This window comes from Pseudomonadota bacterium (genome assembly GCA_039028155.1).
GTDB lineage: Bacteria > Pseudomonadota > Alphaproteobacteria > SP197 > SP197 > JANQGO01.
In genome coordinates, this window is the sequence record JBCCIS010000025.1 from 22307 (window position 1) to 46636 (window position 24330).

At 62.3% G+C, this 24330-nt stretch carries 18 protein-coding genes; 5 read left to right on the forward strand and 13 right to left on the reverse strand.

The window, feature by feature from the left end; all coding sequences use genetic code 11:
• Window positions 1–18 precede the first annotated feature (18 nt).
• Together AAF563_14290 and AAF563_14295 are read right to left on the reverse strand one after the other, a co-directional pair.
• Window positions 19–3498, reverse strand: coding sequence for an indolepyruvate ferredoxin oxidoreductase family protein (locus tag AAF563_14290; protein ID MEM7122450.1), 3480 nt, complete (start codon window positions 3496–3498; stop codon window positions 19–21).
• A 108-nt stretch (window positions 3499–3606) separates the two neighbouring features.
• The gene (locus AAF563_14295) at window positions 3607–5685 is read right to left on the reverse strand and encodes a DUF87 domain-containing protein (protein ID MEM7122451.1); all 2079 of its coding nucleotides are present in this window, start codon (window positions 5683–5685) and stop codon (window positions 3607–3609) included.
• Between the two features lie 415 nt (window positions 5686–6100).
• Between AAF563_14295 and AAF563_14300 the strand changes: the two genes are divergently transcribed.
• Together AAF563_14300 and AAF563_14305 are read left to right on the forward strand one after the other, a co-directional pair.
• The gene (locus AAF563_14300) at window positions 6101–6670 is read left to right on the forward strand and encodes a hypothetical protein (protein MEM7122452.1); all 570 of its coding nucleotides are present in this window, start codon (window positions 6101–6103) and stop codon (window positions 6668–6670) included.
• A 342-nt stretch (window positions 6671–7012) separates the two neighbouring features.
• On the forward strand, window positions 7013–7726 hold the full coding sequence (locus AAF563_14305; GenBank protein ID MEM7122453.1) for a hypothetical protein: 714 nt from the start codon (window positions 7013–7015) through the stop codon (window positions 7724–7726).
• A 199-nt stretch (window positions 7727–7925) separates the two neighbouring features.
• Here AAF563_14305 and AAF563_14310 read toward each other — a convergent pair whose 3' ends face one another.
• Window positions 7926–9236: a DEAD/DEAH box helicase gene (locus AAF563_14310; GenBank protein MEM7122454.1), complete on the reverse strand. Its 1311-nt coding sequence runs from the start codon at window positions 9234–9236 to the stop codon at window positions 7926–7928.
• 413 nt (window positions 9237–9649) lie between these two features.
• Here AAF563_14310 and AAF563_14315 point away from each other — a divergent pair, with 413 nt between their 5' ends.
• On the forward strand, window positions 9650–11395 hold the full coding sequence (locus tag AAF563_14315) for a tetratricopeptide repeat protein (GenBank protein MEM7122455.1): 1746 nt from the start codon (window positions 9650–9652) through the stop codon (window positions 11393–11395).
• Window positions 11396–11397: 2 nt separating this feature from the next.
• Here AAF563_14315 and AAF563_14320 read toward each other — a convergent pair whose 3' ends face one another.
• The 8 genes from AAF563_14320 to AAF563_14355 form a co-directional block, all read right to left on the reverse strand.
• Window positions 11398–12117 carry a DUF3726 domain-containing protein gene (locus AAF563_14320; protein MEM7122456.1) on the reverse strand — a complete coding sequence of 240 codons (720 nt, stop codon included), beginning with the start codon at window positions 12115–12117 and terminating at the stop codon, window positions 11398–11400.
• Window positions 12065–13711 (reverse strand): hypothetical protein, encoded by a 1647-nt coding sequence (locus AAF563_14325; GenBank protein ID MEM7122457.1) that lies wholly within the window; start codon window positions 13709–13711, stop codon window positions 12065–12067. The genes AAF563_14320 and AAF563_14325 overlap by 53 nt, the downstream gene beginning before the upstream one ends.
• A gap of 97 nt (window positions 13712–13808) precedes the next feature.
• Entirely contained in the window at window positions 13809–14561 is a 753-nt protein-coding gene (locus AAF563_14330) for a DUF1194 domain-containing protein (protein MEM7122458.1), read from the reverse strand.
• A 14-nt stretch (window positions 14562–14575) separates the two neighbouring features.
• Window positions 14576–16021, reverse strand: coding sequence for a sigma-54 dependent transcriptional regulator (locus tag AAF563_14335; protein MEM7122459.1), 1446 nt, complete (start codon window positions 16019–16021; stop codon window positions 14576–14578).
• A gap of 329 nt (window positions 16022–16350) precedes the next feature.
• Window positions 16351–16845, reverse strand: a complete 495-nt coding sequence (locus AAF563_14340; GenBank protein MEM7122460.1) for a polymer-forming cytoskeletal protein — start codon at window positions 16843–16845, stop codon at window positions 16351–16353.
• Window positions 16817–17263, reverse strand: a complete 447-nt coding sequence (locus AAF563_14345) for a polymer-forming cytoskeletal protein (protein ID MEM7122461.1) — start codon at window positions 17261–17263, stop codon at window positions 16817–16819. Before AAF563_14345 ends, AAF563_14340 begins: the two co-directional genes overlap by 29 nt.
• Window positions 17264–17396: 133 nt before the next feature.
• Window positions 17397–17927, reverse strand: a complete 531-nt coding sequence (ppa, locus tag AAF563_14350) for an inorganic diphosphatase (protein ID MEM7122462.1) — start codon at window positions 17925–17927, stop codon at window positions 17397–17399.
• Between the two features lie 73 nt (window positions 17928–18000).
• Window positions 18001–18642 (reverse strand): MliC family protein, encoded by a 642-nt coding sequence (locus AAF563_14355; protein MEM7122463.1) that lies wholly within the window; start codon window positions 18640–18642, stop codon window positions 18001–18003.
• 189 nt (window positions 18643–18831) lie between these two features.
• Between AAF563_14355 and AAF563_14360 the strand changes: the two genes are divergently transcribed.
• Complete coding sequence (locus tag AAF563_14360) at window positions 18832–20139, forward strand: APC family permease (protein ID MEM7122464.1); 1308 nt, start codon at window positions 18832–18834, stop codon at window positions 20137–20139.
• A gap of 108 nt (window positions 20140–20247) precedes the next feature.
• Window positions 20248–21036, forward strand: a complete 789-nt coding sequence (locus AAF563_14365; protein MEM7122465.1) for a class I SAM-dependent methyltransferase — start codon at window positions 20248–20250, stop codon at window positions 21034–21036.
• 5 nt (window positions 21037–21041) lie between these two features.
• Here the strand turns inward: AAF563_14365 and AAF563_14370 are convergent, their stop codons facing one another.
• Both AAF563_14370 and AAF563_14375 read right to left on the reverse strand, forming a co-directional pair.
• Entirely contained in the window at window positions 21042–22394 is a 1353-nt protein-coding gene (locus AAF563_14370; GenBank protein ID MEM7122466.1) for an AarF/ABC1/UbiB kinase family protein, read from the reverse strand.
• 12 nt (window positions 22395–22406) lie between these two features.
• Window positions 22407–24203, reverse strand: a complete 1797-nt coding sequence (locus AAF563_14375; GenBank protein ID MEM7122467.1) for a M3 family oligoendopeptidase — start codon at window positions 24201–24203, stop codon at window positions 22407–22409.
• Window positions 24204–24330: the final 127 nt, after the last annotated feature.

Genomic DNA, 24330 nt, shown 5'->3' on the forward strand with positions numbered 1-24330 from the left:
ACCCCTCCCGCTTTGGTGTTATTGCGCGGCTTCCGCTGCTGCAACACCACCATGAGCGAGCGCGTCGCGCAAGGCCGGCCGGCGCGCTTCCGCCTTTTCAACATTGGCCTGCTTGACTGGACCGAAACCGCGCATGGTCAGGGGCAGGGCGGCAAGTTCGGCGGCAAGCGCGTGGTTGCCGGCGTCAAGCCGGTCCAGGATCAGCGCGATGTCGGCCTCGAAGTCGCTGATAAGCCGGCGCTCCATCTTGCGCTCCGCGCTGTGGCCGAAGGGGTCGAGGGCGGTGCCGCGCAGGCCCTTCATCCGTGCCAGCACGCCGAAGACCGGCAGGATCCACGGCCCGAACTTGCGCTTTTCGGGTCGGCCGGTCGCCGTGTCCGTGCGCGCCAGAAGCGGCGGCGCCAGATGGACGTGAAGCTTCGCGTCGCCGTCGAACGTCTGGGCGAGTTGGCGCGCGAAAGCGCGGTCGCCATAAAGCCGCGCGACCTCATACTCGTCCTTATAGGCGAGCAACTTGGCGTAGCTGCTGGCGACCGCCTGGGTCAGATCGTCGTGGCCGGGCAGGGCCTTCGCCTCGGCGGCACGGACCTTCTGGACGAGTTCGGCATAGCGCTCCGCATAGGCGGCGTTCTGATAGGCGGATAGGTGGCGCTTATGGAGCGCCATCAGCTCGTCCAAGGTATCCGGCACGTGGCGGTGGGGCAGCGCCGGGCGCGCGGCCTCGGCAAGTTTCATGACCTTCTCGGGCGCGTGGCCCAACAGACGTCCGGTGCGGAACGCGGCGATGTTGAGATCGATCGCCGTGCCGTTGAGCGCCACCGCGCGCTCGATCGCCTCGGCCGACAGCGGCACCACACCCATCTGATAGGCGAGCCCCAGCAGCATGATGTTGCTGACAATGCTGTCGCCGAAGAGCGCGGTGCCCAGCGCGGCCGTATCGTCGAAGCGGGTGTGGTCGCCGCCGCACGCTTTTTCGATGCGCGCGCGCAGGAGGTCGCCGTAGAGCGGGGCGTCGGGCTGGCGGGTGAAGTCGCCGGTCGGCGTTTCGTGGCTGTTGACGATGGCGTTGCTGCGGTCGTCGCCTAAGCGCGCGATGACATCGGCGCTGGCTGCCTGCACGAGGTCGCAGCCGAGCAGGAGGTCCGTGCCGCCGACGCCGATCTTCGAGGCAAAGAGACCGCCCGGTTCGGCGGCGATGCGCACGTTGCTGGTGACGCCGCCGTATTTCTGCGCCAGCCCGATCTGATCGAGCACGGCGACGCCTTTGCCTTCCAGGTGGGCCGCCATGCCCAGCACCTGCGCGATGGTGACAACGCCGGTGCCGCCGACACCGGCGATCAGGATCGACCACGGCCGCGCGAGGTCCGGCAGCTCGGGCTCGGGCAGGTTTTCGAAGAGCGCGGGGTCGATGGTGGCGGCGGCGGGTTTACGGACGGCGGCGCCTTCGACCGTCACGAAGCTGGGGCAGAAGCCGTCGACGCAGGTGAAGTCCTTGTTGCACGAGGACTGGTCGATCTGGCGCTTCCGGCCGAACGCCGTCTCGACCGGCTGGACCGATAGGCAGTTGGAGGTGAGGCCGCAATCGCCGCAGCCCTCGCACACCGCTTCGTTGATGAAGACGCGCTTGTCCGGGTCGGCCATCAGCCCGCGCTTGCGCCGCCGGCGTTTCTCCGTCGCGCAGACCTGATCGTAAATCAGCGCCGAGACGCCCTTCACCTCGCGCAGGCCGCGCTGCACGGCGTCGAGCTCCTTCCTGTCGTGCACGCTAACGCCCTTGGCGAAGCCGGCGTCGGCCGGGTACTTGCCGGGCTCGTCGGTGACGACGGCGATGCGCCGGACGCCCTCGCCATAAAGCTGATGCGTGATCTGCGGCACCGTCGGGTGGCCCTCGGGCGCCTGGCCGCCGGTCATGGCGACGGCGTCGTTATAGAGGATCTTGTAGGTGACATTGACGCCGGCCGAGACCGCCGCGCGGATCGCGAGCGAGCCGGAATGCACATAGGTGCCGTCGCCGATATTGACGAAGACGTGGTTGGTTTCGCGGAACGGGAAGAGCCCGTTCCAGTTGGCGCCCTCCGCGCCCATCTGGGTGAAGGTCAGGGTCTCGCGGTCCATGGACTGGACGAGATAGTGGCAGCCGATGCCGGCAAAGGCCTGGCTGCCGTCGGGCACCCGGGTCGAGGACGAATGCGGGCAGCCCGAACAGAAATAGGGGATGCGCGAAATCGGCGCGGCGTCGCCCCGGCCGGCGCTGAGTTTCTGGTTGAGCCGCGCCGCGCGTTCGGCGAGTTCGCCGCCGATGCCGAAGCGCGCCAGCCGCCCGGCGATGACATCGCCGATCATGGCCGGCGACAGCTCGTCCCAGGACGGCAGGATGGTGGCGCCCGCCTCGTCCTTCTTGCCGATGACGAGCGGGCGTTTGCCGTCGGGCAGGTGATAGAGCTGGTCGCGGATCTGCGGTTCGATCAGCGCGCGTTTCTCCTCGACCACCAGGACCGTGTCGAGGCCGGCGGCAAACGCCGCGATCCCGTCGGGCTCCAGCGGCCACGGCATGGCGACCTTGTAGAGCGCCAGGCCCATCTCCTCGGCGAGCCCCGGCGTGAGCCCGATCTCGTCGAGCGCCTGGCGGACGTCCAGATAGGACTTCCCCGTCGTCACGATGCCGAGCCGGGCGTCGGCCCGCCCGAAGATCTTCTGGTCGAGCCCGTTGGCGCGCACATAGGCGGTCGCCAGGTCGAGCTTATAGCGGTGCAAGCGTTCTTCCTTGGCGAGCGCGTCGTCGGGCAGGCGCAGGTGGACGCCTTCCGGCGGCAGGGCCACATCACGCGGCAGGGTGACCTGGACCCGCGCGGGGTCGATCTCGACCGTCGCCGTCGTGTCGACCGTCTCCGACACCAGCATGAAGCCGGTCCAGAGCCCTGAGAACCGCGACATCGCCCAGCCGTGCAGGCCGAGATCCAGGAACTCCTGGACGCCCGCTGGGTGTAGGATCGGGATCATGGCGTCGACCAGCGCAAACTCGCTTTGGTGCGCCGAGGTCGAGGACTTGCAGGTATGGTCGTCGCCGGCCAGCACCAGGACGCCGCCATGGGGCGAGGTGCCCGCCGTGTTGCCGTGCTTCAGCGCATCGCCCGACCGGTCGATGCCCGGCCCCTTGGCGTAGAATAGGGCGAAGACGCCGTCGACGGTGGCGTCGTCGAACAGATGCGTCTGCTGCGTCCCCCAGACCGCCGTCGCCGCCAGATCCTCGTTGACCCCGGGATTGAACCGGATGCCGGCGTCGTCGGCAAAGCGCCCGGCCTGCCACAACGCCATGTCGATCGCGCCCAAGGGCGAGCCGCGATAGCCCGTGACATAGGCCCCGGTGTTGAGCCCGGCCGCGCGATCGCGCGCATGCTGCAGCATGGGCAGGCGCACCAGCGCATGGGTGCCCGACATCAAGACGCGCCCCTTGTCGAGGGCGTAACGGTCGTCCAACGCGACGTCGGCGAGGGTCATGGGGTGTCCCGTGATGTGGTCACGGTGAGGTTAGTGGAAATGGGGGGCGAGGGGCGAGGGTAGTGCATGCCGGACAAACCAGAGGCACGTTTGCGATGTTGATGCAATTTAGTTTGCGGCAGGTTCTTCAATATCGGGCACCTGGAAAATTGAAGGCGATCCTGACCTAAATGCTTTGCCAACTGCTATTGCTTGTCGTGGCCGGAGCATAGGCAATGCTGCCACCATGTCGCTGCCCATGTAGTTCGTCAGAAAATCAGTGCTAGTCTTATCGAACTGCTGAAAGGCGACAATCGAATTGCACTGCGTCAAGATCGTCTTTGATACATTTGCTGTTCGCTGCGCGATTACCATGAAGCCGATACCATACTTACGTCCCTGTAAGGCGATCTGACCAATGCTGTTGACGAGCGCCTGTGCGCCCCTGTCATCAGAGCCAATGAAATTCCACTCAGGGACGACGGTGTGAGCTTCTTCGAGTACGACACAGACTTGGTGACCGAAGTCGTTTTCGGTCTTGGCAATATGAAAGAGGGTCCGAAAGAACCATCGGGTGTAATCTAGTATGCCAGTCGTATTTGAAACATCAGGAAGTTCAAAAATTGATATTGGGTCTTCGGAGTTTAGAAATGTTTCGATATCTATTTGAAACTGATTCTTTAGAGTCTCTTCGTTTTCGTCGATAACTCTTTGATCTCTTTGGTTCGCAAACTTTGCCATTTCTTCTGAGATTGAGTCTATCGCTCTGAATAGAATCTCTGCCTGATTAGACTCGATAATTGATGCAACATTCAGATCGGCAAACCGTTGACCATACTCATTCGTGAAGTCTACACAGATAACCTTTGTACCATCTTGGGCGAAGCGACGGATTAAGTCTCTCGCAAAGACTGACTTGCCAGAGCCAGTTACTCCCAAGATTGCAAGGTGGTGGCTAATCGCCTCTTTCTTGTTAAGGAGTATCGGAAAGTTTGTCTCTGGAATCTGCCCGACTAGCAGTTCGTCAGGTGGAGGTACCACAGGTGCTGTGCGCCTAGCCAAATAGACTGGCGAGTTTACTTCCGGTACCCAGCCGAATCGGTCGAACGAGAGTGTTTCGTTGTTCCAGATGCCAAGTTGCACGGCCTCCCCAATGACGAGACCCGCCTCGTTTTTGCTTTCGAGCAGTTCAATGTTCGTTGTGCCTTGAACGATTTGGTAGAGTACCCGCTCCTCGCCGATAGGAATTTCTAGCAACGTCCCTTCTGCAACGGGAACCCTGGACCCGTACTGAAATCGCAGTTTCAGAATGCTGCTTTTTTCGACTGCTACTCCGACGAACCTGTCGAGCAGGTCTTCGGCATCCTCGGGCGTCACCTTGTACACGACGTTGTCTTGGATTGCGTCGTGACTGGGTTCCTCGCCGACTGAGTTCGCAATGTCAGGAGTGGTGAGTACCTTAATCCACTGTTCTCGATTTAGCAGGTAGTTATCGAAGATAAGGCCTTTTCGAACTTTTCCCGACTCATCCATTGAATAGCGAAACTCCACAAAGTCGAAACGCCGGACGGGTTTCCTCTCCTTGTAAAGCTTTACCAGAAAGGTGTTCTTAGACTGGACGCCGAATATCTCCCCAATATCGCTAGAGTGCGACTGTTCGCGCTTGAACAATCCCAAAAAGAATCGCTTTGGGTCGGCTAATAGTATTATCGCACTGTACACGAACAAGATGATAAAGAACGTCGACTGGCTATCTACGTAGAAGAGCATTGTCAGTATGAACAGTGCGAAGTACAGCAGCCGCCCGTTGCCGAAGGTCGTTGCAAACCCTCTCAGATAATTTGAAACTCTGTTTTGCGGGCTGGCGGTGGACTTTTCGTTGTCCAACAAAAGCAATGCGACCAACGCTGCTGCAGCCATTAGTAGGTTGTAACAGAAGAAAATCACATACCAAATCCCAAGGCCTTCTAGTTCCTGCCGTAATGGCGCAAGGACCAAGAGAATTGATGTTGATGCGGCGAGAACATCAGTGGGCTTCGTAAACCAGTGTTCCACGAACAGTGCTACAAAAGAGATCATTATCAAAGATGTGAAAATGACGGTGCCTGTGCTGGAACTTGGTACCATTGCGCCTTGCCACAGATAAAAGATTGCCATCAAGGCAATGAGAGTGGTGAGGAAGAGCGCAATCCTATGACGTTTTCTCATGTTCGATCGCCTTCCCTTTGGCACGTGTGAGTTGATTCAATCCATGATCGCTCGAAACTCGATTGCAAAACATAGCGCACAAGTACATTTGCTTACCCTTTGGTCAAAGAGCGCAAATGTCATGATCGTTGTCCAGTTGCCGGTTGGTGTCCATTCAGCCTTGTCCGGAGGATATTTTGAGATACATGGAAGTGCTGTCGTTGGGATGGTGCAGACTTACATCGCGGGCGTTGGCCAGCCGAGACCTCCGAACGTCCACCTGGCCACGGTCTCAGACCAAATACAATTGGACCAAACTGCAACTCAGTTTGATTTGGGCCCGATTGCCTATGTTTGATTTTGGTTAGATGTGCATCGCTAATGAAATTTATGTATTGTACCCGAAAATTTTTTCAGAGATCGCAATTGCGTTCAAATGGAAGATTTAAAAGGAAAGCGCTTTCTTATTATTCGTATCGCTTGGCGAATATCGTCAGCCTTTCTTCTTGCGATCGGTCTTGTTTCTCTTACTCAGCGTTTATACCTGATCGATTGGAGTGAATGGTTTCTCCAAATAGCAGATGTTTATAGAGATATTGTTTATCCGCCATTTAGATGGCTCTACTATATTCTAGGTGTAGATATTCCCGACTACGTAAGTGACGTTATCGTAGTCTATTTTTTGTTTGGTGGCGGGATCTGCACTATTTTGATTTATCACAATCTTATGGGTGGGCGAAAAGGTGAGACCAGGTTCGCACGAGTTGTATGGAGATTGGCATATGTTGTTTGGCCCATAATTGTGCTTGCGGCGATCTTTGGGCCGTTTTTACTGCCACTCGTCGAACTCATCAAGAATGGACAGAGAGGAGAGATGGCAAAGAAGTATTGGAATCTTCGAATGCTAGTAAGACTACCCATAGGGATGATGTTAATTCTAATTGTAGCGGGCTTGCTGCAAGCTTCAGTATTTTTGGTGGCGCTTGCGTACAACTACTTCATTTAGAAATCAGACGGATTTATTTATTCTCTTTCGAACGAGAAGTGTTCCGTCGGTTCAAGCGGATCCTCAAGTTCGCTAACGGGTGTGTCAATCTCGTAGAGCCCGAGGGCTTCTGCGAGCCGATAGGCCGATTCTACGGATGTAAATGATGCCAGAACATCTAAACCACCTATCGGATCATTCGCATCATACTCGCACAAATAATACCCTGTTGACCGTCCTTTGATCCCAGCATCCTGTAGTTGGTCACGAGTGATAGGGCCAATATAGATCATTGGCCCGCCAGCAACCTGCCCGCTAAAGTAGCGGTCACCATCGCTATCATTCAACTGCCTGGAGGTAACCATGCGCGAAAAGCCTCGAATTTCTGCGACGAAACTCGCAGAGTATATGTGCGCGTCGTTCGCCCGAAAAAGAGCAATCCTTCAAGAGAACAAATTCCCGCAGGAAGTTGCGATGGTCCGGTGGACTCAGGCCGAGCGACCTATCGCTCAATACGTTGCGGAAGGAAGCTCTGAACTTGGTTTCCTTGATCGAGAAATAGAGAAGCTACAGGCAACCGATCCGGATACAGAGTTCAAGACTCAAAATCGGGATTTGTGTGTTGAAGCTCTGGAGACGTTTAAGCAGCTTTCAAATCAACTTCTGCTGACTGACTTCAAACGTTCTGTCGGTCCGACGAGACAGAGTATGCCAATCGCGATCAATGGAGTTGTGGTTAGCGTGTTGCCTCAGATCATCCTTGAGAGCATGACCCGAAAGGGTGAAAAGGTGGTTGGAGGAGTTAAGTTCAGCTTTCCAAAATCTCATCCGCTAAAAGAGACTTCAGCGGAATTCCTTTCGACCCTAGTTCATTGGCATTGTGAGGAACATCTGAGCACACTGGGTAGATCTGACATGCGTCTCTGCTATGCGGTCGATGTGCCCACTTCAACCGTGTTTCAACCGCCCAAGACTTACAAGCGTCGGCGCCAATACATACAAGAGGCTTGCCATGAAATCGTACAGCGCTGGCCCAATGTTCCTGCGCCCACCGGCTACACCGAGGCAGATACATAGGATCAAATAAGTGCTTAGGTTTCATCCTCTTAATGACTTCCAACATGATGCGGTGCGAGCTTAAACAGTCTCGTGTGTTTAGCTAAACACATGCAGTCAAGAATCGTTTGTCTTAATGAGGCAACGCCATCTACTAGCAGCGCATTGACGAGTCATCGGACGATCACCGCCGATACGTGCGCTGGCCGCATCTGCTGCCTTAACCGCCCACCGCCGCTCGCTCATCACCGTTCTTCCACTGCCGCTGCCCGCGCCGTCGCGGCCGCCGCTTGGGGCGGCCGCCGCCTCGCACCTTCTCCGCCTTCGCCGGACGCGTCTCTTCATCCTCCGCAACCGGCTCCTCACCGATCACCGTCAGGCGCTTCTTGATCAGCCGTTCGATGTCGCGGAGATACGCGCGCTCCGACGGGTCGCAGAACGAGAGGGCGGCGCCGGTGGCGCCGGCGCGGGCGGTGCGGCCGATGCGGTGGACGTAGCTTTCGGGCTCGTTGGGCAGTTCGAAGTTGATGACGTGGGTGATGCCGTCGACGTCGATGCCGCGCGCGGCGATGTCGGTCGCGACGAGCACGCGGGCGTCGCCGCTGCGGAAACGCTTGAGCGCGCGCTGGCGCGCGTTCTGGGACTTGTTGCCGTGGATCGCCTCGGCGCTGTGCCCGCGCTTGCCCAACTGGCGCGCGACGCGGTCGGCGCGGTGTTTGGTGCGCGCGAAGACGATGACGCGTTCGAGGTCCGGGTTGTCCAGGATATCGGCGAGCAGCGCGCCCTTGCCGGCGGCGGGCACGTGATAGAGGCTCTGGTCGATGCGCTCGACCGGGGTCGCCTGGGGCGCCACCTCGACCCGCGCGGGGTCGTTCAGGAGGTCGCCGGACAGGCGCGCGATCTCGCCCGGCATGGTGGCCGAGAAGAGCAGCGACTGGCGTTCATCGGGCAGCGCCTGGACGATTTTGCGGACATCGCGCACGAAGCCCATGTCGAGCATGCGGTCGGCCTCGTCGAGGACGAAGGAGCGCACGGCCTCCAGGCTCACCTCGCCCTGGTTCATCAGGTCGAGCAGGCGGCCCGGCGTGGCGATGACGATATCGACGCCGCGTGAGAGCGCCGCCGTCTGGGGCCGCTGGCCGACGCCGCCGAAGATGACGGTGTGGCGCAGGGGGAGGTTCTTGCCATAGGCGCGGCAGGCGTCGCCGATCTGGATCGCGAGCTCGCGGGTCGGCGCCAGGATCAGCGCCCGCGGACGGCGCGGCGTCGTCTTCGCGCGCTTACGGTAGAGCTTATGGAGGATCGGCAGCAAAAAGGCCGCGGTCTTGCCGGTGCCGGTCTGGGCGATGCCCAGCATGTCGCGGCCGGCGAGAAATTCGGGGATGGCGCCGGCCTGGATCGGCGTCGGCGTCACGTGGTTGTTGGCGGTCAAAGCACGTTGGATCGGATCGGCCAGGCCGAGCTCCGAGAAACTTGGGGTGTTCAAAAGAGATTCCTTAATGACCGGGTGGCGCGGGCGGCTGTTGCGCACGCGGCTATCCCGGCTTGTTGCCTGCCCCGGGCGCGTGCCGGTGCGGCGGTGTTTTTATGATTGTTCCCGGGATGGTGTGCCGCCCGGAGAAGACCGCCCGCGGACGATGTTGTCCGTGGTGCCGGTGATTTTCTCCTGCGATGTCCTGGGGCCCGGTGGCTGGAAGCCGGGGCACTAAGAAACGGCGCTTCGCGCGATCGCGAGACAATGTACGACGCTCACATGGGGTCTCGTGGCCGGACTGTCAAGCAAATCAGTTTGTTAGACGGCCAGCGAGAAAGGTTAACGGATGTGACGCCTGGCACGGCCCCAGGGGCGAATATCGGGTAAACCGGGCGTTCACAATCGCGCCAGATGCGTCGCCAGGCGGCCCGCGGCGGTAAAGTAGACGAAGTCAAACGAGGAGAGAGCGCGTGGCGCCACTTGAGGAAATCGGCCGGATTCACCAGCTTGCGCGGACGGGCAAGATGTCGGAGGCGTTTCTCGCGGCTTGCGCCCTTGCCGGCCAGCATACGGATACGGTCGATGCGACGCGCCTTGCGATGGATCTGGGCCTGCGCGTGCACGGGCCTCAGGGCCCGGACGGCATCGCCCAAACCATGGCGAAGGATCACGCCGGCAGCCCGGCGGCCGGTTATGCGGCCTGTTATGCGCACGTGTGCGCCGGCCGGCTGGATGCCGCGCGTACCGAGACCGAGGCGCGGCTGGCCGAACAACCGGACGCGGTGGATCTGGGCCTGTTGCTGGCGGAGATCCATCACCGGCAGTCAGGCGCGGTCGAGGCCATCGCCTGCCTTCAGGACCTCTTGAGCCGCCGGCCGGATACACCCCGCTATCACGCGACCATGGCCACGCTCCATGCGCAAGACGGCCAGCTTGAGGCTGCCGTCGACCACGCCGCGAAGGCGCGCGCGCTGGGTCTGGCCTCGGTCGCCAACGACCAGCTTCTGGGCCAGGTCCTGTGCCGCCTGGAGCGTTACGACGAGGCCTCGGAGGTGTTGGAGCACAGCAACCGGGCCGCGCCGGAGAATTTCGCGACGCTGGCCTATCTCTCGGTCGTGCGTCATGCCCATGGCAATGGCATGGGCGCCCTGGAAGCCGTCGGCCAGGCGATCGAGCAGAGGCCGTTCAGCGTGCGCGGACCCGATGCCGGGACGACCGCGTCTTTGACCGTGGTGGTCGTTGAGAACTGCGATCCGTCGTTCTTCAGACGCCCCAATATCCTGAACTACAACGACCGCAACTTCGCCGGTTACCTGACCGCGTCCGACATGCGCATGGTGCACACGCCGTTGACGCCGGTCGCGCCGCACTACCTGGATCGCGCCGGCATTCGCCCGGATGTCGTGCTGAACAACGCCGTCATGCCAGAGGCCCTGGCCGACAAGCAGCGTGAGTTCTACGGCGCCTTCAAGTCTCACTATCAGGACGCCGGCGTGCCGGTGGTCAACGGTCTGGACGCCGTCGATGCCAGCGGCCGCGAGCAGAACAGCCACCGGTTCGAGGCCGAGACCGGCTTCATCATGCCGAGGCTGCACAAAATCGCGCCCGCCATGGCGCCGGCCGACGGCATCATCGCCGACATCGAATCCAAGTTCACGTGGCCGGTCCTGGTCCACCATCCGAAGACCAGCCTGGCCCAGGGCACACGCAAGTTCGACGGACCGGATGCGTTGCGCGAAGCGATCATCGACATGACCATGCCCGAATACCTGGTCACCCAGTTTCACGAGTGCCGCGACGACGAAGGCGTCAGCCGCCAGTACCGGATCGTGGTGATCGACGGCGAACCGTTTGTCGAACGGGCGAATTCGCAGGAAGGGTTCATCACCGACGATACCCTGCGCCAAACGCCGGCGTGGCAGGAGCGCGGGTTCGACAAGGTCGAACAGGCTTTCCTTGCCGATCCCGATGGTGCTCTTGGCTTCGACTGGAAAAGCGTTTTCGCGCCGATCATCGAGAAGACGCCCTTGGATATCTATGGCTTCGACTTCAGTGTGACGCGGGACGGTGTGCCCGTCGTCTTCGAGATCAACGCCGCGATGAACTTGTTCAACCTGAACGACGCGCAGGCCTTGCCCTATCTCGCCGATCTCTATCAGAAGCTCAACGATCGGACCGTCGCGTACCTGAAGACAAAGGCGGGAAAGCCCGCTTAACGTCAGTCGTTGTCGTCCAGCCCGGCGCCGGCACCAGCCAGCCGCGACTCCTCGGTGGCGGGCGCAAACGTGCGTTGGGCAAACGCATCAAGCCGCCGCCACGCCTCCGCATCGACTGGCTGACGTTGAATGCACGCCGGCGACACCATCGGTGTTGTTGCGGCAAGGGCGCACGTCACCGTTTCGGCAACGGCGACGTCGCGCTGATCGCGCCGGCCCTCAAAGGCCAACCCATCCGCCGTTACGGTCAAGACGGCGCCTTCCCAGCGCAGCACGATCGCTTTGCCCGTTTGTTTGGCGATTGCGGCCGCATAGGGCGCCAGGAAGACGGGATCGGCGATCGCGCCCAGTACAAGCTCGTCGCCGGCGGTGATAGCGGCAGCCTGGTCCGACAGCATCGGTCCGGCGATCAACGGACAGAGTTGACCGCGCGGCGCACGCCAGACGCCGTCCTGGTCGACCGGGGCTAGATCGGCGTAGGCCAAACGATCAATGTCGCCCAAACGCTTGGCAAGCAGGTCCGCACCGGGTTCGCCGTGCTCGGTCAGCCAGCGCGCGGCCTTGCCGGCCTCTTCGGCCAAGCCCCAGGAAAGCCCCGCGCCGCGCGCGGCGCGTTTGCCCATGGACTCGATCTCGTTGAAGGAGAACGTCAACGCCCGGCGCCGGTCTCTAGGGAACCGGTTCCTGAAGCGGCGGATAGGCCCAGTCGTCGGCGTCGCCATCGGCGAGTTCGTGCGGGAAGGGCGCGTTCTGGAACATGTTGATGCGCAGCCAACGGTCCGAACGCGGATCAAAGTGCGTCGCGCCGAAGTAGGAGAGCTTGCAGCGCAGCAGATCGATCGGCAGCAGTTTGGCCGAGATCGTGTTGTCGCGGATCTCCGCGTAGGGGAAATGCGCTGTGATCTGGGCGCGGCGCGCGATGTGGCGGTGCTCGGGATGGGCCAGCAGGAAAGCCGCGACCGTGTCGTCGCCGGTCCACGTGTCGAGATCGCGCATCATGGCGGCGGCGTCACGGCCCGGCGCCAGCGGTTGTTCATAAGGCTCGATCGGCTCCTCGAAACGTTCGCCCAGGCGCGGCTCCAGTTTTTCCTGGGAGACATACCAGACGCGGGCGCGATTCTCCGCCGCCTGCCAGTCGACAGCGCGCGTCCAGCCATAGATATCCTCGGCAATCTCACGCAGCCGGCTGATCATCATGGCGCCGTCGATACGGAACGCCGCGCCTTCATCCGCGCCCATGGTGTCGGCGAGGTCGTCGACCAGGTCGCCATAGGGTTCCAGCAAAAGCGAGACCAGCTGCTCTTGTCCCTCGCATGACAGATTGTCCTCGGCCCAGCGGTACAAGCGGTCCCACGGCGCGTCACCGTCCAGAGTGCCACCGTCGACATAGTCCTTGAGTTTGGCGAGATCGGCCTTGAGGTCGGCCAGCTTCTCCAACTGCAGCGGGTGTTCGGAACGCCACGTCCGCGCATTGATCACCGCGCGGGCCAGGATGGCCCGGAAGCATGTGATCTCGTCCGGCGTTGCGGCAGGCAGGGCGCGCACCCGCGCCAGGGCTGTCTCGCGCGCGGCGATCCAGTTGTTCAGCAGCACCGGGTGGTTGACGATGAAGGGCGCCAGGCCCAGCCCGGTCGAGTTGCCGACGCCGAACCGGCGGCGCAGGGCCGGGTCAAGAGGAGCGGCGGTGTCGGGCGCGCGCAACTGGGCGAGATGTTCGACCAGGTCCAGGACGAAGGCGCGAGTCAGATAGACCGACAGCATCTCGGCCTGAAACGGTCCGGCGAACTCCGGCCGATCGGCGATCAGCTCGCGGTCGGCGGCGCCGAACTTGCCGGAGCCGTAGACGGCGGTCGTGCGCATCAGGTAGCCGACGGCCTCGACCTTCTGGGCATCGGGCTGGCGCCCGGCGGCCAGGCAATCGACGACGTAATCGAACAGGCGCACCGAACGGTTGGCCCGCGACAGGCTGAGCTCGCGGTCGCTGACCCGGCCTGCCTCTTGTTTCGGCACGTTCGTGGCAAGCCGCGCTATGTCGTCGGCTGTGGGCTCGCCGTCGAAGAGTGTGAAGGTCGCGTCCCAGGCGTGCGCGATGACGCGGTCGGAGCGTTGGTCGGCCGGCAGGTCATGGGCGAAGCAGATCAGGCTATAGGCGCGATCGGGCCCGCGCGCGGTGTAGAGCGCCCTCCCGACGGCACGCTCGTTGATCTCGAAGACCGGGCGTTCGAAGGTCCAGGCGTCGCGTTTCAACCGGCGCAGCAATACGCGCATGAAGGAGAGGCGCGACTGGTGAAAGGCGCCAAGGCGCGCCAGCCGCATGACGGTTTCCGGCCGTCGCAGCTTCACATCCGGCAATGGTTGGCGCTTGGTTTCGATCGCTTGTTCTCCGGCTCAGGCCGCGCATTAGAGCCCTACGCTAGCGATAGCGTACCTGGATCACTTCGCCAGGGCCATGACTGTCGGGCAGCGATGCGAACGGCTCGTCTGAGATCTCTCGGATCAGCTTCAGCTTGATGGCGTCGGCGAAGTCGTCATAGCTCGCCACCGCCATGACGAAGGCGCCGGGACCGGCGATGACGTATTGGCGGAAGTACTGCTCCAGCGCGAAGTCATCGTCCAGGATGGCGAGGCCGTTCAAGGTGATACCGTTGGCGATGACATCGTTGCGCAGCCCGCCGGGATGCGGTCCCTGGTTCGAATGCTCGTCCGAGGAGAGATCGATGACGCGGCGCCGTCCATCGAAGCCATTGGCATCGAACAGCGCGATGCCGTGCGCGATGGCTGAACCGGTCGCGGTGCCGAAACCGGTGAAACTTCGCGCCTGGCTTTCGATCGCCTGGCCGAATGCAACGGCGTCGACCGGCGTTTGGATATGGGTCCAGCCAACGGAGTCGTACTGCTGGAACGTTGCGCTCCACTGGACGAAGGTGACGGCCAAGCCGCCTTCGCCAAGCTCCATGATGGCGCCGATGACGCCGGGATCCTGAAACGCAAGCGCATAGCCGCTGATCTGAAGATCAAACTCGGACCCGCGTATCGACGACGACGCATCGGCCAACAGGACCAGCTCCAGCGCGACAGGTGTTTCCTCGGTCCGGGCCGGCGCCGCCCACAGCAGCGCAACGGTGGCGACAACGCCGATGGTCGTGAAGGCGCGTGTTATGGCCACATGGCCACCCGTGCCTAGTCGTCGCCGGCGGGTGCGTCGAGACCGAGTTCTCGGACCTTGCGGTAGAGTGTCGAGCGGCCGATGCCGAGCTGGCGGGCGACCTTGGACATCTGTCCCTTGTGGTGATCGAGCGCGAAGCGGATGACATCCGCCTCGACCTCGGCCAGCGGGCGCAAGCTGCCGTCGCCGGTGATCAGGCCCAATTGCGTGCTGTTGCCCGGACCGCCGGGCGCGGGCCGTGTGCCGGTGCCCGAATCGCTTGCCACCGGCACGCCCTGGGCGCGCGCGATGTGGGGGAAGTCGGCCGGCGTCAGCGCCGTGCCGTCGCACAGCACGACGGCGCGGAAGACGGCGTTCTCCAACTGCCTGACGTTGCCGGGCCAGGGATAGTCGACCAGCATGGCAAGTGCGGCTTCGTCGATACCGGTGACCTGCTTGCCCTCGCGCAGTGCGAAGCGCTGGATGAAGTGCTCGATCAACGACGGGACGTCTTCGCCGCGTTCCCTTAGCGGCGGCACGTGAAGCGGGAAGACGTTGATGCGGTAATAGAGATCTTCGCGGAACGAACCTTCCTCGACCATCTGGAAGAGGTCGCGGTTGGTGGCGGCGATCAGGCGGACATCCACGTCGATCGACTTTTTGCTGCCAATTGGATCAATCTGGCCTTCCTGAAGCGCGCGCAGCAGCTTGACCTGCATGTCCGTCCTGAGCTCGCCAATCTCATCCAGGAAGAGCGTGCCGCCGCTGGCCTCCTGAAACTTGCCGATGTGTTTGGACGAGGCGCCGGTGAACGAGCCTTTCTCGTGACCAAACAGCAGGCTTTCGATCAGGTTCTCCGGGATCGCACCACAGTTGACGGTGACCATCGCCATGTCGGAGCGCGGCCCGCAGCTCTGGATGTAACGGGCGAAGAGTTCCTTGCCGACGCCGCTTTCGCCTTCGATCAAGACCGGGATCTGCGACTGCGCCGCGCGGCCCGCCAGATCGACCGTGGCGGTCAGCCCGGCGCTGGAGCCGATGATGTCGACGGAGGAAATGCCTTCCTCGGCCTGACGTTCCAGGCGGGATACCTCGCCCCTCAAAGAGCCCAGCTTCATCGCGTTGTCGAGGGTGACCGCGAGCCGTTCGGGGCTGACCGGCTTGACGACGAAATCAACCGCGCCGGCGCGCATCGCCTTGACGGCGGTGTCGACGCCGCCGTGACCAGTCAGAACGACGATGGGCAATTCGGGCAGGGCCGGCGACAACCGTTCCAGGACGGCCATGCCGTCGACGCCTGGCATGTTGAGATCGAGCAGCACGGCATCGGTGCCGCCGTTGCCCTGGCCGCCCAACAGCACGCCAATGGCTTCTTCGCCGTCATCGGCCGTCGAGGCCTGGTAGCCCATCGATCCCACGATGTCGCTGTAGAGCCGTCGTTGGATGGGGTCGTCGTCGACGATAAGTACGCGTTTTGCCATGATCCCCTGTGCCGAATCGGTACGAAACGGCGCAATCTGTATCATGTCGGGACAATTGGGCGCAACCAGTAGGTGGGGCATGCGTGACGGTCGCCACGCACGGTAAGGCTCTTTGTGTTCAGTCTGCGCCCGGGGGCGGGCTCAGGGATCGCGACCTGTCGCGGCGCGCGGGAGTTAACTTTCTGATCTGTTGGCATCACCAGCCCACTCCCCCTCCCGGCCACCCCAAGGATGCTGCCATGGGTGGCCTCAGCGAAAACGCCTCTCGGCGTCTTTACCCGGAGGAGGGGGAGTGGGCTGGCGCCGTCCCCATCAGGGCAAGAAATAGACTAGGTGTCGGCGTTGGCCGTCTTGCCGCTATCCGATGCCTTGGCCGTGTCGGCGGCCGGCTTGAGCTGTGTCACCTTGCCGGCGTCTTTTTTGTAGGTCGGCTGGCAGTGGCCGTCGACATGGGCGCCGGCCTCGATCTCGAGCCGTTCGTGGATGATGTCGCCTTTCATATGGCCCGAACGGGTGACGGAAACCGACTGGGCTTCAATTTTGCCGTCAATCTTGCCGGCGACCTTCACCGTATCGCCATAGACCGCGCCTTTGATGGACGCGCCTTCGCCGACGACGACGGACTGGCCGCGCACATCGCCTTCGATCGTGCCGTCGACCTGGATCGAGCCTTCGCTTTCCAGATTGCCGGTCACGGTCAGGCCGGGGCTGATTACCGACACCACTTGGTGGGTGCCGGGGACCGAGCTCGCCGCCGGCGCCGCCTGCTGGGACTCGGCCGCCGGACGGGACTGGTCAGTCCCCTGTTCGTTCTTTGTGAACATGCTCACTGGTTAAATCCTCCAGAAGTGAAGCGCTCTCGTCAAAATGGTTGAGCGGCCGCCATGGCATGCGGCCGTCCACAAAGGCGCCTTTGGCGACGGTAATCTGATGATGAAAGACTCGTCCCACGACGGCACCCGTTTCCTCGACGACCACGAAGGGCGCGATCACGCGTCCATCGAGCCGTCCCCCGATACAAGCCTCCTTGGCGACCACGTTGCCCTCGATCTTGCCGTCGGGGCACACGGTCACCTTGGGGGCGTGAATGTCCCCGGTGATCGAACCGTGGACATGGACCTCGCCGGACGACTCCAGATGGCCGTCAACGACAAGGTCCGGCCCCAGGACGGACGTATCGCCGCCTGGTCCCATCCCTTCCTGTGCGCTCGCGGGGTTGTGTCGGGTGCGGCCCAACCTCATCGATTCCTCCGCGTTTCTTTCGGGCAGCTTAATGGCTCGGCAAGGCCCCACACAACCTTTCGTCGGTGCCGTCTTGAAGAAAGCTGGTGGGCCCTGCTCCGGGGCGGTGTGGGCTCCTCGGAAACGGCTTAAATCAGCCGGTTTTGGCGCGTTCGATGGCGTCGGTGATCATTTGGCGGGCCTGGGTCGCGTCCATCCAGTCGCCGATCTTGACCCACTTGCCGGGTTCCAGGTCCTTATAGTGTTCGAAGAAGTGCTGGATCTGCTGCAGCGTGATGGTCGGCAGGTCATAGAAGTGGAAGATGCCCTCGTAGCGCTTGGTCAGGCGCGCGGACGGCACGGCGATGATCTTCTCGTCGCGGCCCGAATCGTCCTCCATCATTAAGGCGCCGATCGGGCGCACGTTGATGACGCAGCCCGGCAGCAACTCGCGGGTGTTGCAGACCAGCACGTCGATCGGGTCGCCGTCCTCGGCCAGTGTATGGGGCACGAAGCCGTAATTGCCGGGATAGCTCATCGGCGTGTAGAGGAAGCGGTCGACCACCAGGGTGCCGGCGTCCTTGTCCATCTCGTACTTGATCGGCTGACCGCCGACCGAGACCTCGATGATCGCGTTGACGTCGTCGGGCGGGTTGTCGCCGATGGGTATAGCGTCGATCAGCATGGTTCTCTGGTCCCTCCGGGCGGCGTCTGAAGGGTGTGGCGCAATTTCCGGCGGCGGGCAAGGGCGAGCCGGGCTATTTGCGCTTGGCGATCGTACATGTCAGCTCGTCTTCGCCGGGGCGCTGAAACGTCGCCTGGTTGCCCTTGTTCCAAAAAACGATCTCGCCCTCCTTGGTCTCGGCGACATAGCGCGCGCCCGATCCGGATCGGCCCTGGGTCAGCAGCAACGCCTGGTCGGACCAGGTCAGATAGGCGACGGCCGGATCGCTGTTGATGAAGGTCAGTGTCGCCGGTGCGCCCAGGCCTTTGCATTCGGTATCGAACGGTCCAAGGCTGATGCCCTTGTTGTCGCTGGCCCGCGTCGCCGGGTAGTCCACGCGAAGGGTAGCGATACGCGAGACATAGGCGTCTTCGATACAAGCACGCTCGTCGGCGGCTTTGGCGCAGGCATCGCGTTCACTGATCCAGTCGCGCTGACCGGCCACCAGCGTATCGCTTTTTTCGTCGGAGAGGCCGGCGTCGTCGCGCGCCAGTCCATAGAGTCGTGCCAGTTCGACATCGAACGCGGCCAGTTGATCATCGCCGCAGATCATCTTTTCCGCCGACGAGGACGCGTTCGCACAGTCGAAACTGGGGTTCGCGGCGTGGCCGGGCAGGGCGGTGAGCGTCAGGGCCGTCACGGCCAGACCGCAGATTCGAGAGGTCGACAAGAACATGGGCTGCCTTTCGGTTTGTTGCTGCCGGTCAATCTAGGCGCTGAACACGGTCGATTTCATGTCGGTTGTGGCCGCTTGATCGTGACACACGCGAGCGTATCACGGCGGAAAGCCCAGGAAAGACCCGACCTCGCAAATCGCGGGGATCTGAGGCAGGGTTGGGCACCTTCAGGGGGCGGGCTGCGTTTTATGGCATCGGATCCGAAGATCGGCACCTTCTCGGCGCTTTCGATCGGCATCGGCGGCATGGTCGGCGGCGGCATCTTCGCCGTCACCGGGCTGACCATCCAGTTGACACAAGGCGCGGCGCCGATCGCCTTTGTCGTCGCCGGCATCGTCGCGCTTTTGACCAGCTATTCCTATCTGAAGCTGACACTGGCCTTCCCCAGCGAGGGCGGCACGGTGGAGTTCCTGAACCGCGGCTTCGGCTCCGGTGTCTTTACGGGCGCGCTGAACATCCTCCTGTCGTTCAGCTATGTCGTGCTGCTCGCCGTCTATGCCTATGCCTTCGGCGGCTATGTCGCGAGTTTCTTCCCGGCCGAAGACTATTTTTTCTGGAACCACGTCTTCGCCAGCGGGCTGATCATCCTGCTGGTCGCGGTCAACACGTACAGCATCGATCTCGTCATCCGCTCCGAGAACGCCTTCAACCTTGGCAAGATGGCGCTTCTGGTGCTCTTCGTCATCGTCGGCCTGGCCTCACCGATCGAATGGGAGCGCTTTACCCCGTCAGCCTATGTGCCGCCGTTCGAGATCATCGCCGGCGCCATGATCATCTTCCTGAACTACGAAGGCTTCGAGCTGATCGCCAACGCCGCGCCCGACATCAAGAATCCGAAGCGCGCTTTGCCGGTCGCCTATATCGGCGGCGTCCTGATCGCCATCGCGCTTTATGTCCTCATTACCATCGTCGTCCTCGGCCACATGACCTTCGCCGAAGTCGCGTCCCATTCCGACTACGCGCTCTCGGCCGCCGCCCAGACCTTCATGGGCACCAGCGGTTATCTCATCGTGACGGCTGCCGCGCTGCTGGCGACGTCGTCGGCGATCAACGCGACGTTCTATGGCGCCGGACGGCTGACCTATGTCATCGCGAAGTCTGGCGAATTGCCCAAGGAGTTGGAGCGCAGCATTCGCGGCCAGCCCTTGGAGGGCATGTTCATCTTCGCGTTGCTGGCGCTCTACCTCGTCAACTTCCTGCCACTCAACGCCATCGCCACCATGGGCAGCGCCGGCTTCCTGTTGATCTTCCTGGCCGTCAACCTGGCCAACGTGCGCCTGGCCCGAAAGACCGAAAGCCGCGCCTGGATCTCCATCGCCGGCATGCTGGCCTGCGCGATCGCGCTGGCGGCGTTGTGCTGGCAGGTCTGGAAGGTCCCGGCGACCCGCGACCACCTGTGGATCCTGGTCGCCATGATCGTCGGGTCTCTGGTGCTGGAGGTGATCTATCGGACCGCGACCAAGCGCGGCATTCATCTGGGGCGCAAGCCAGGGTAAGCGTCGGCGTGCCAAGGTTTCTGTTGGCCCGGCAGGTGTTGACGGGTGCCTTTGCTGCCGATTGGATTTCAAGTCAAGGTCCGACGATGAGACGAGGACACCCACACCATGGACAAACACAAAATACACGCTGCGAACAAGGCGCGATGGGACGCGGGCGCCGAGCGGTGGGCAAAGCTCGCGGAACAGCGTGGCTCTTGGCGGCGGTGCGTAGCGGAACCCGAGCTCGTTTTGTGTCCCAACGAGCTTGAGTATCTAGACGACGTTTCAGGAAAGAGTGTTTGTGTTCTGGGAAGCGGCGACAACCAAGTTGTGTTTGCATTAGCAGGGTTGGGCGCCGATGTGACGTCGGTCGATGTATCCGAACGCCAACTCGATGTTGCACGGGAACGTGCGCAAGCGCTCGGTCTGACGATCTCGTTTATGCAAGCCGATGTCGTCGACCTGTCTGAGCTCAGCCCCGGCAGCTTCGACGTCGTCTACACCGGTGGGCATGTTGCTGTTTGGGTGGCGGATCTTGTGGCCTATTACGCAGAGGCGGCGCGGGTCTTGCGGACAAATGGCTTGTTCATCGTGAACGAGTATCATCCATTTCGACGTATCTGGCGAGATTCGATAGATACCCTTGAGGTTGAGGCATCTTACTACGAACGTGGCCCGTTCGAGTATCACCTTGATGACGATATCCTACGGCCGAAGGGCGGCAACTTGGTGTCGTTCGAGTTTCGCTGGACGGTCTCCGACTACATCAATGCGGTGCTTGATGCTGGCTGTGTCTTGGTAAACATCGACGAATACGGCGAGCACGTGGGGGACTGGGAAGGCGCACCGATGGCGGGGTTGCCGGAGTTTCTGCTTGTTATCGCGCGTAAGGCGGAGCAAGGCGGGGTTGCCTAGGCGACCTACTCCGGCGCGCTGAGCCCGACCTCTTTCATCGCCGCGGCCTGCCGTTTCAGCAACTTGTCTTCGTCGAAGTCGGCGATCAGGTCCTTGAACAGGCGGTGCCAGTTGACCTCGGCTTCCAGGTGCATGAAGACGGAGCCGAGCCCGATGGCCGCGCGGTCCATGAAGACGAACTCGCGCGGCACGGTGACGCCGCCCAGTTCGCGCAGGCGGCCGTGGACCTTTGACGCGATACGCGCTCCGTACATGCTGCCCTCGTCGTGGATGGCGCGCGGTTTGTCTTCCAGAAGCGGCGCGTAGATGAACTCCGCCCACAGGTGCAGCGTGTCGATGACCTCGTTGGAGAGCCCGGTGAAACCCCAGGTCTCATAGGCGTGGACGGCGAGGTCGCGGTCGTCGGTCTCCAGCGCGTTGTAGAGATCGATGACGCCCTTGACGAAGCGGGCATGGAAGACGCGCACGCAGCCGAAGTCGAGCAGGCTGACCGACATGTCGGGGCGGACCTTGTAGTTGCCCAGATGCGGGTCGCCGTGGATGACGCCGTAGCCGTAGAACGGCACGTACCAGGCATGGAACATCGCCATGGCGAGCTGGGCGCGGTGCTCCGGCGTCTCGCCCAGGAAGTTCATCAAGGGCTCGCCATCCATCCAGTCCATGGTCAGGAGGCGCTTGGTCGAGAGTTCCGGCACGACATCGGGCACATGGACCATCGTCTGGTCCTTCAGCATCATTCGGTAGAGCGACTGGTGGCGCGCCTCGCGCTCGTAGTCGAGTTCCTCGCGCAGGCGCGCGGCGATCTCGTCATGGATGCGCCGGGGATCAATGGCGCGGTCATAGCGGCGGTAGACGGCGAAGATGATCTTGAGCTGGTTCAGGTCGGCCTCGACCGCCGACTGCATGTCCGGATACTGCAGCTTGCAGGCGAGGTTCTTGCCGTCGTGGGAGACCGCGCGGTGGACTTGGCCGAGCGAGGCGGCGGCGGCGGCCTCATGCTCGAAGCTCTTGTACTTGTCCTGCCAGTCGGGCCCGAGTTCGCTCGCCATTCGCCGGCGCACAAAGGGCCAGCCCATGGCCGGCGCGTTCGACTGAAGCTGCGCTAGTTCGCCGGCGTACTCGGCCGGCAGCGCGTCGGGGATGGTCGCCAGTAGCTGGGCGACTTTCATCAGCGGTCCCTTCAGCCCGCCGAGCGCGGTGCGCAGGGCTGCGGCGGCTTCAGCGCTGTCGGTCTGCAGGCCGAACAGACGTTCGGCGCCCATGCGCGCGGCGACCTTGCCGACCGACGTGCCAACGCGGGCATAGCGCGACACGCGGCCGGTCAGCCGATTGGACTCGCTGCGTTCCCCCTCGCTCATGGATGCCTGACCTCAGGCCGCCGCATCGGCGGCTTCCAGCTCGTCGATGAAGCCGGCGATGATGCCGAGCCCCTTCGACCAGAATCCGGGGTCCGAGGCATCCAGGCCGAACGGCGCCAGAAGCTCCTTATGCCGCTTGGAACCGCCGGCCTTCAGCATCTCGAAGAAACGCGCCTGGAAGCCCTCTTCGGCCTCCTGATAGTGGGCGTAGAGCGCGTTCACCAGGCAATCACCGAAGGCATAGGCGTAGACGTAGAACGGCGAGTGGATGAAGTGGGGGATGTAGCTCCAGTAACTCCGGTAATCGTCGTCGAAGACGAGCGCCGGGCCCAGGCTTTCGGTCTGGACGGACATCCAGAGATCGCCGATCGCCTCGGGCGTCAGTTCGCCGTCGCGCCGGGCATCGTGGACGCGCCGCTCGAACTCGCAGAACGCGATCTGGCGGACGACGGTGTTCAGCATGTCCTCGACCTTGGCGGCGAGGATCGTGCGCCGCCGCTTCGCGTCGGTCTCCGCGTTCAAGAGGCGCCGGAAGGTCAGCTGCTCGCCGAACACCGACGCGGTCTCGGCCAAGGTCAGCGGCGTTGAGGCCAGCAGCGGGCCCTGTTCGGCGGCGAGCACCTGATGAACGCCGTGGCCGAGCTCATGCGCCAGCGTCATGACATCGCGGGTCTTTCCCTGATAGTTCAACAGCACAAAGGGATGCGCGCTGGGCACGGTCGGATGGGCAAAGGCGCCGCCGGCCTTGCCGGGGCGTGCCGGCGCGTCGATCCAGCGGCGGTCGAAGAAACCTTCCGCGATCTCGGCCATTTCCGGGGCGAAGTCGCCATAGGCGCCGAGCACCGTAGCGCGCGCCTCGTCCCACGGGATCTGGCGGTCGTCGTCATCGGGCAGGGGCGCGTTGCGGTCCCACCAGTCGAGCTTCTCGCCGCCCATCCACTTGGCCTTCATGGCGTAATAGCGGTGCGACAGCTTGGGATAAGCGGCTTGGACCGCGGCGATGAGCGCGTCGACCACCTCGTCCTCGACCTGGTTCGAGAGGTTCCGGTAGGAGATCGGCCGGGCGAATTGGCGCCAGCCGTCGTCGATCGCCTTTGATTTCGCCAGCGTATTGGTGATCAGCGCGAAGAGCTTCTCGTTCGCCTTGAAAACGCGCGCGAGTTCCTTGGCGGCTTCCCGGCGTTTGTCGCCGTCCTGGGACGAGAGAAAATCGAGAGCCTCGGATTCGGTCAAGCTCTCGCCGCCGATGTCGAAGCGAAGGCCGGCGATCGTCTCGTCGAACAGCCGGTTCCAGGCGGCGTCGCCGACCACGCTCATCTCGTGCAGCATGGCCTCGGCCTCGTCGGAGAGCTGGTGCGGGCGGAACAGGCGCGCTTCCTTCAGCCACGGCACATAATGGGCGAGCGCCGGCGAGGTGAGCAGCTTGTCGAACGTGGTGTCGTCGAGCTTGTTGATTTCCAGCGCGAAGAACAGCAGGTGGCTGGAGATATCGGTCAGGCGCTCCTGCACCGACTGGGCGAAGCGGCCGATGTCCGGGTCCGTCAAGTTGCCGGCATAGAGCAGTTGGGCATAGCTGCCGACCCGGCCCAGCCGATCCTGCATGGCCTCATAGCGCCCGAGCGCGGCGGCCATTTCGGCGCCGTCCAGCCCGTCTAGCTTGCCTTTGAGGTCTTTCTCGAATGCCTGGGCCTCCGCATTCGCCTCATCCATGTCGACATTGATCGCAGGGTCGTCGGGCCCAGCATAGAGGTCGGAGAGGTCCCATTCGGGCAGATCGCCCAGTTTGCTCTGTTCAGCGGTATCGGCCATTCAACTCACTCAATCTGCATTTTTGCTACGTCAGCATATGGGGGACGGATCGCCCACCTGCCAAACGAATTGTCACACGGCACCTGGGTCACTATCTAGGTCAGGGCAGGCTTCACGGTCGGGGGCA

Bases quoted from the DNA above. Each gene is read 5' to 3' on its own strand.
- AAF563_14290 (MEM7122450.1), bottom strand. From the start codon at position 3,498: ATGACCCTCGCCGACGTCGCGTTGGACGACCGTTACGCCCTCGACAAG.
- AAF563_14295 (MEM7122451.1), bottom strand. From the start codon at position 5,685: ATGAGAAAACGTCATAGGATTGCGCTCTTCCTCACCACTCTCATTGCC.
- AAF563_14300 (MEM7122452.1), top strand. From the start codon at position 6,101: ATGGAAGATTTAAAAGGAAAGCGCTTTCTTATTATTCGTATCGCTTGG.
- AAF563_14305 (MEM7122453.1), top strand. From the start codon at position 7,013: ATGCGCGAAAAGCCTCGAATTTCTGCGACGAAACTCGCAGAGTATATG.
- AAF563_14320 (MEM7122456.1), bottom strand. From the start codon at position 12,117: ATGGCGACGCCGACGACTGGGCCTATCCGCCGCTTCAGGAACCGGTTC.
- AAF563_14325 (MEM7122457.1), bottom strand. From the start codon at position 13,711: ATGCGGCTGGCGCGCCTTGGCGCCTTTCACCAGTCGCGCCTCTCCTTC.
- AAF563_14335 (MEM7122459.1), bottom strand. From the start codon at position 16,021: ATGGCAAAACGCGTACTTATCGTCGACGACGACCCCATCCAACGACGG.
- AAF563_14340 (MEM7122460.1), bottom strand. From the start codon at position 16,845: ATGTTCACAAAGAACGAACAGGGGACTGACCAGTCCCGTCCGGCGGCC.
- AAF563_14345 (MEM7122461.1), bottom strand. From the start codon at position 17,263: ATGAGGTTGGGCCGCACCCGACACAACCCCGCGAGCGCACAGGAAGGG.
- ppa (MEM7122462.1), bottom strand. From the start codon at position 17,927: ATGCTGATCGACGCTATACCCATCGGCGACAACCCGCCCGACGACGTC.
- AAF563_14355 (MEM7122463.1), bottom strand. From the start codon at position 18,642: ATGTTCTTGTCGACCTCTCGAATCTGCGGTCTGGCCGTGACGGCCCTG.
- AAF563_14360 (MEM7122464.1), top strand. From the start codon at position 18,832: ATGGCATCGGATCCGAAGATCGGCACCTTCTCGGCGCTTTCGATCGGC.
- AAF563_14365 (MEM7122465.1), top strand. From the start codon at position 20,248: ATGGACAAACACAAAATACACGCTGCGAACAAGGCGCGATGGGACGCG.
- AAF563_14370 (MEM7122466.1), bottom strand. From the start codon at position 22,394: ATGAGCGAGGGGGAACGCAGCGAGTCCAATCGGCTGACCGGCCGCGTG.
- AAF563_14375 (MEM7122467.1), bottom strand. From the start codon at position 24,203: ATGGCCGATACCGCTGAACAGAGCAAACTGGGCGATCTGCCCGAATGG.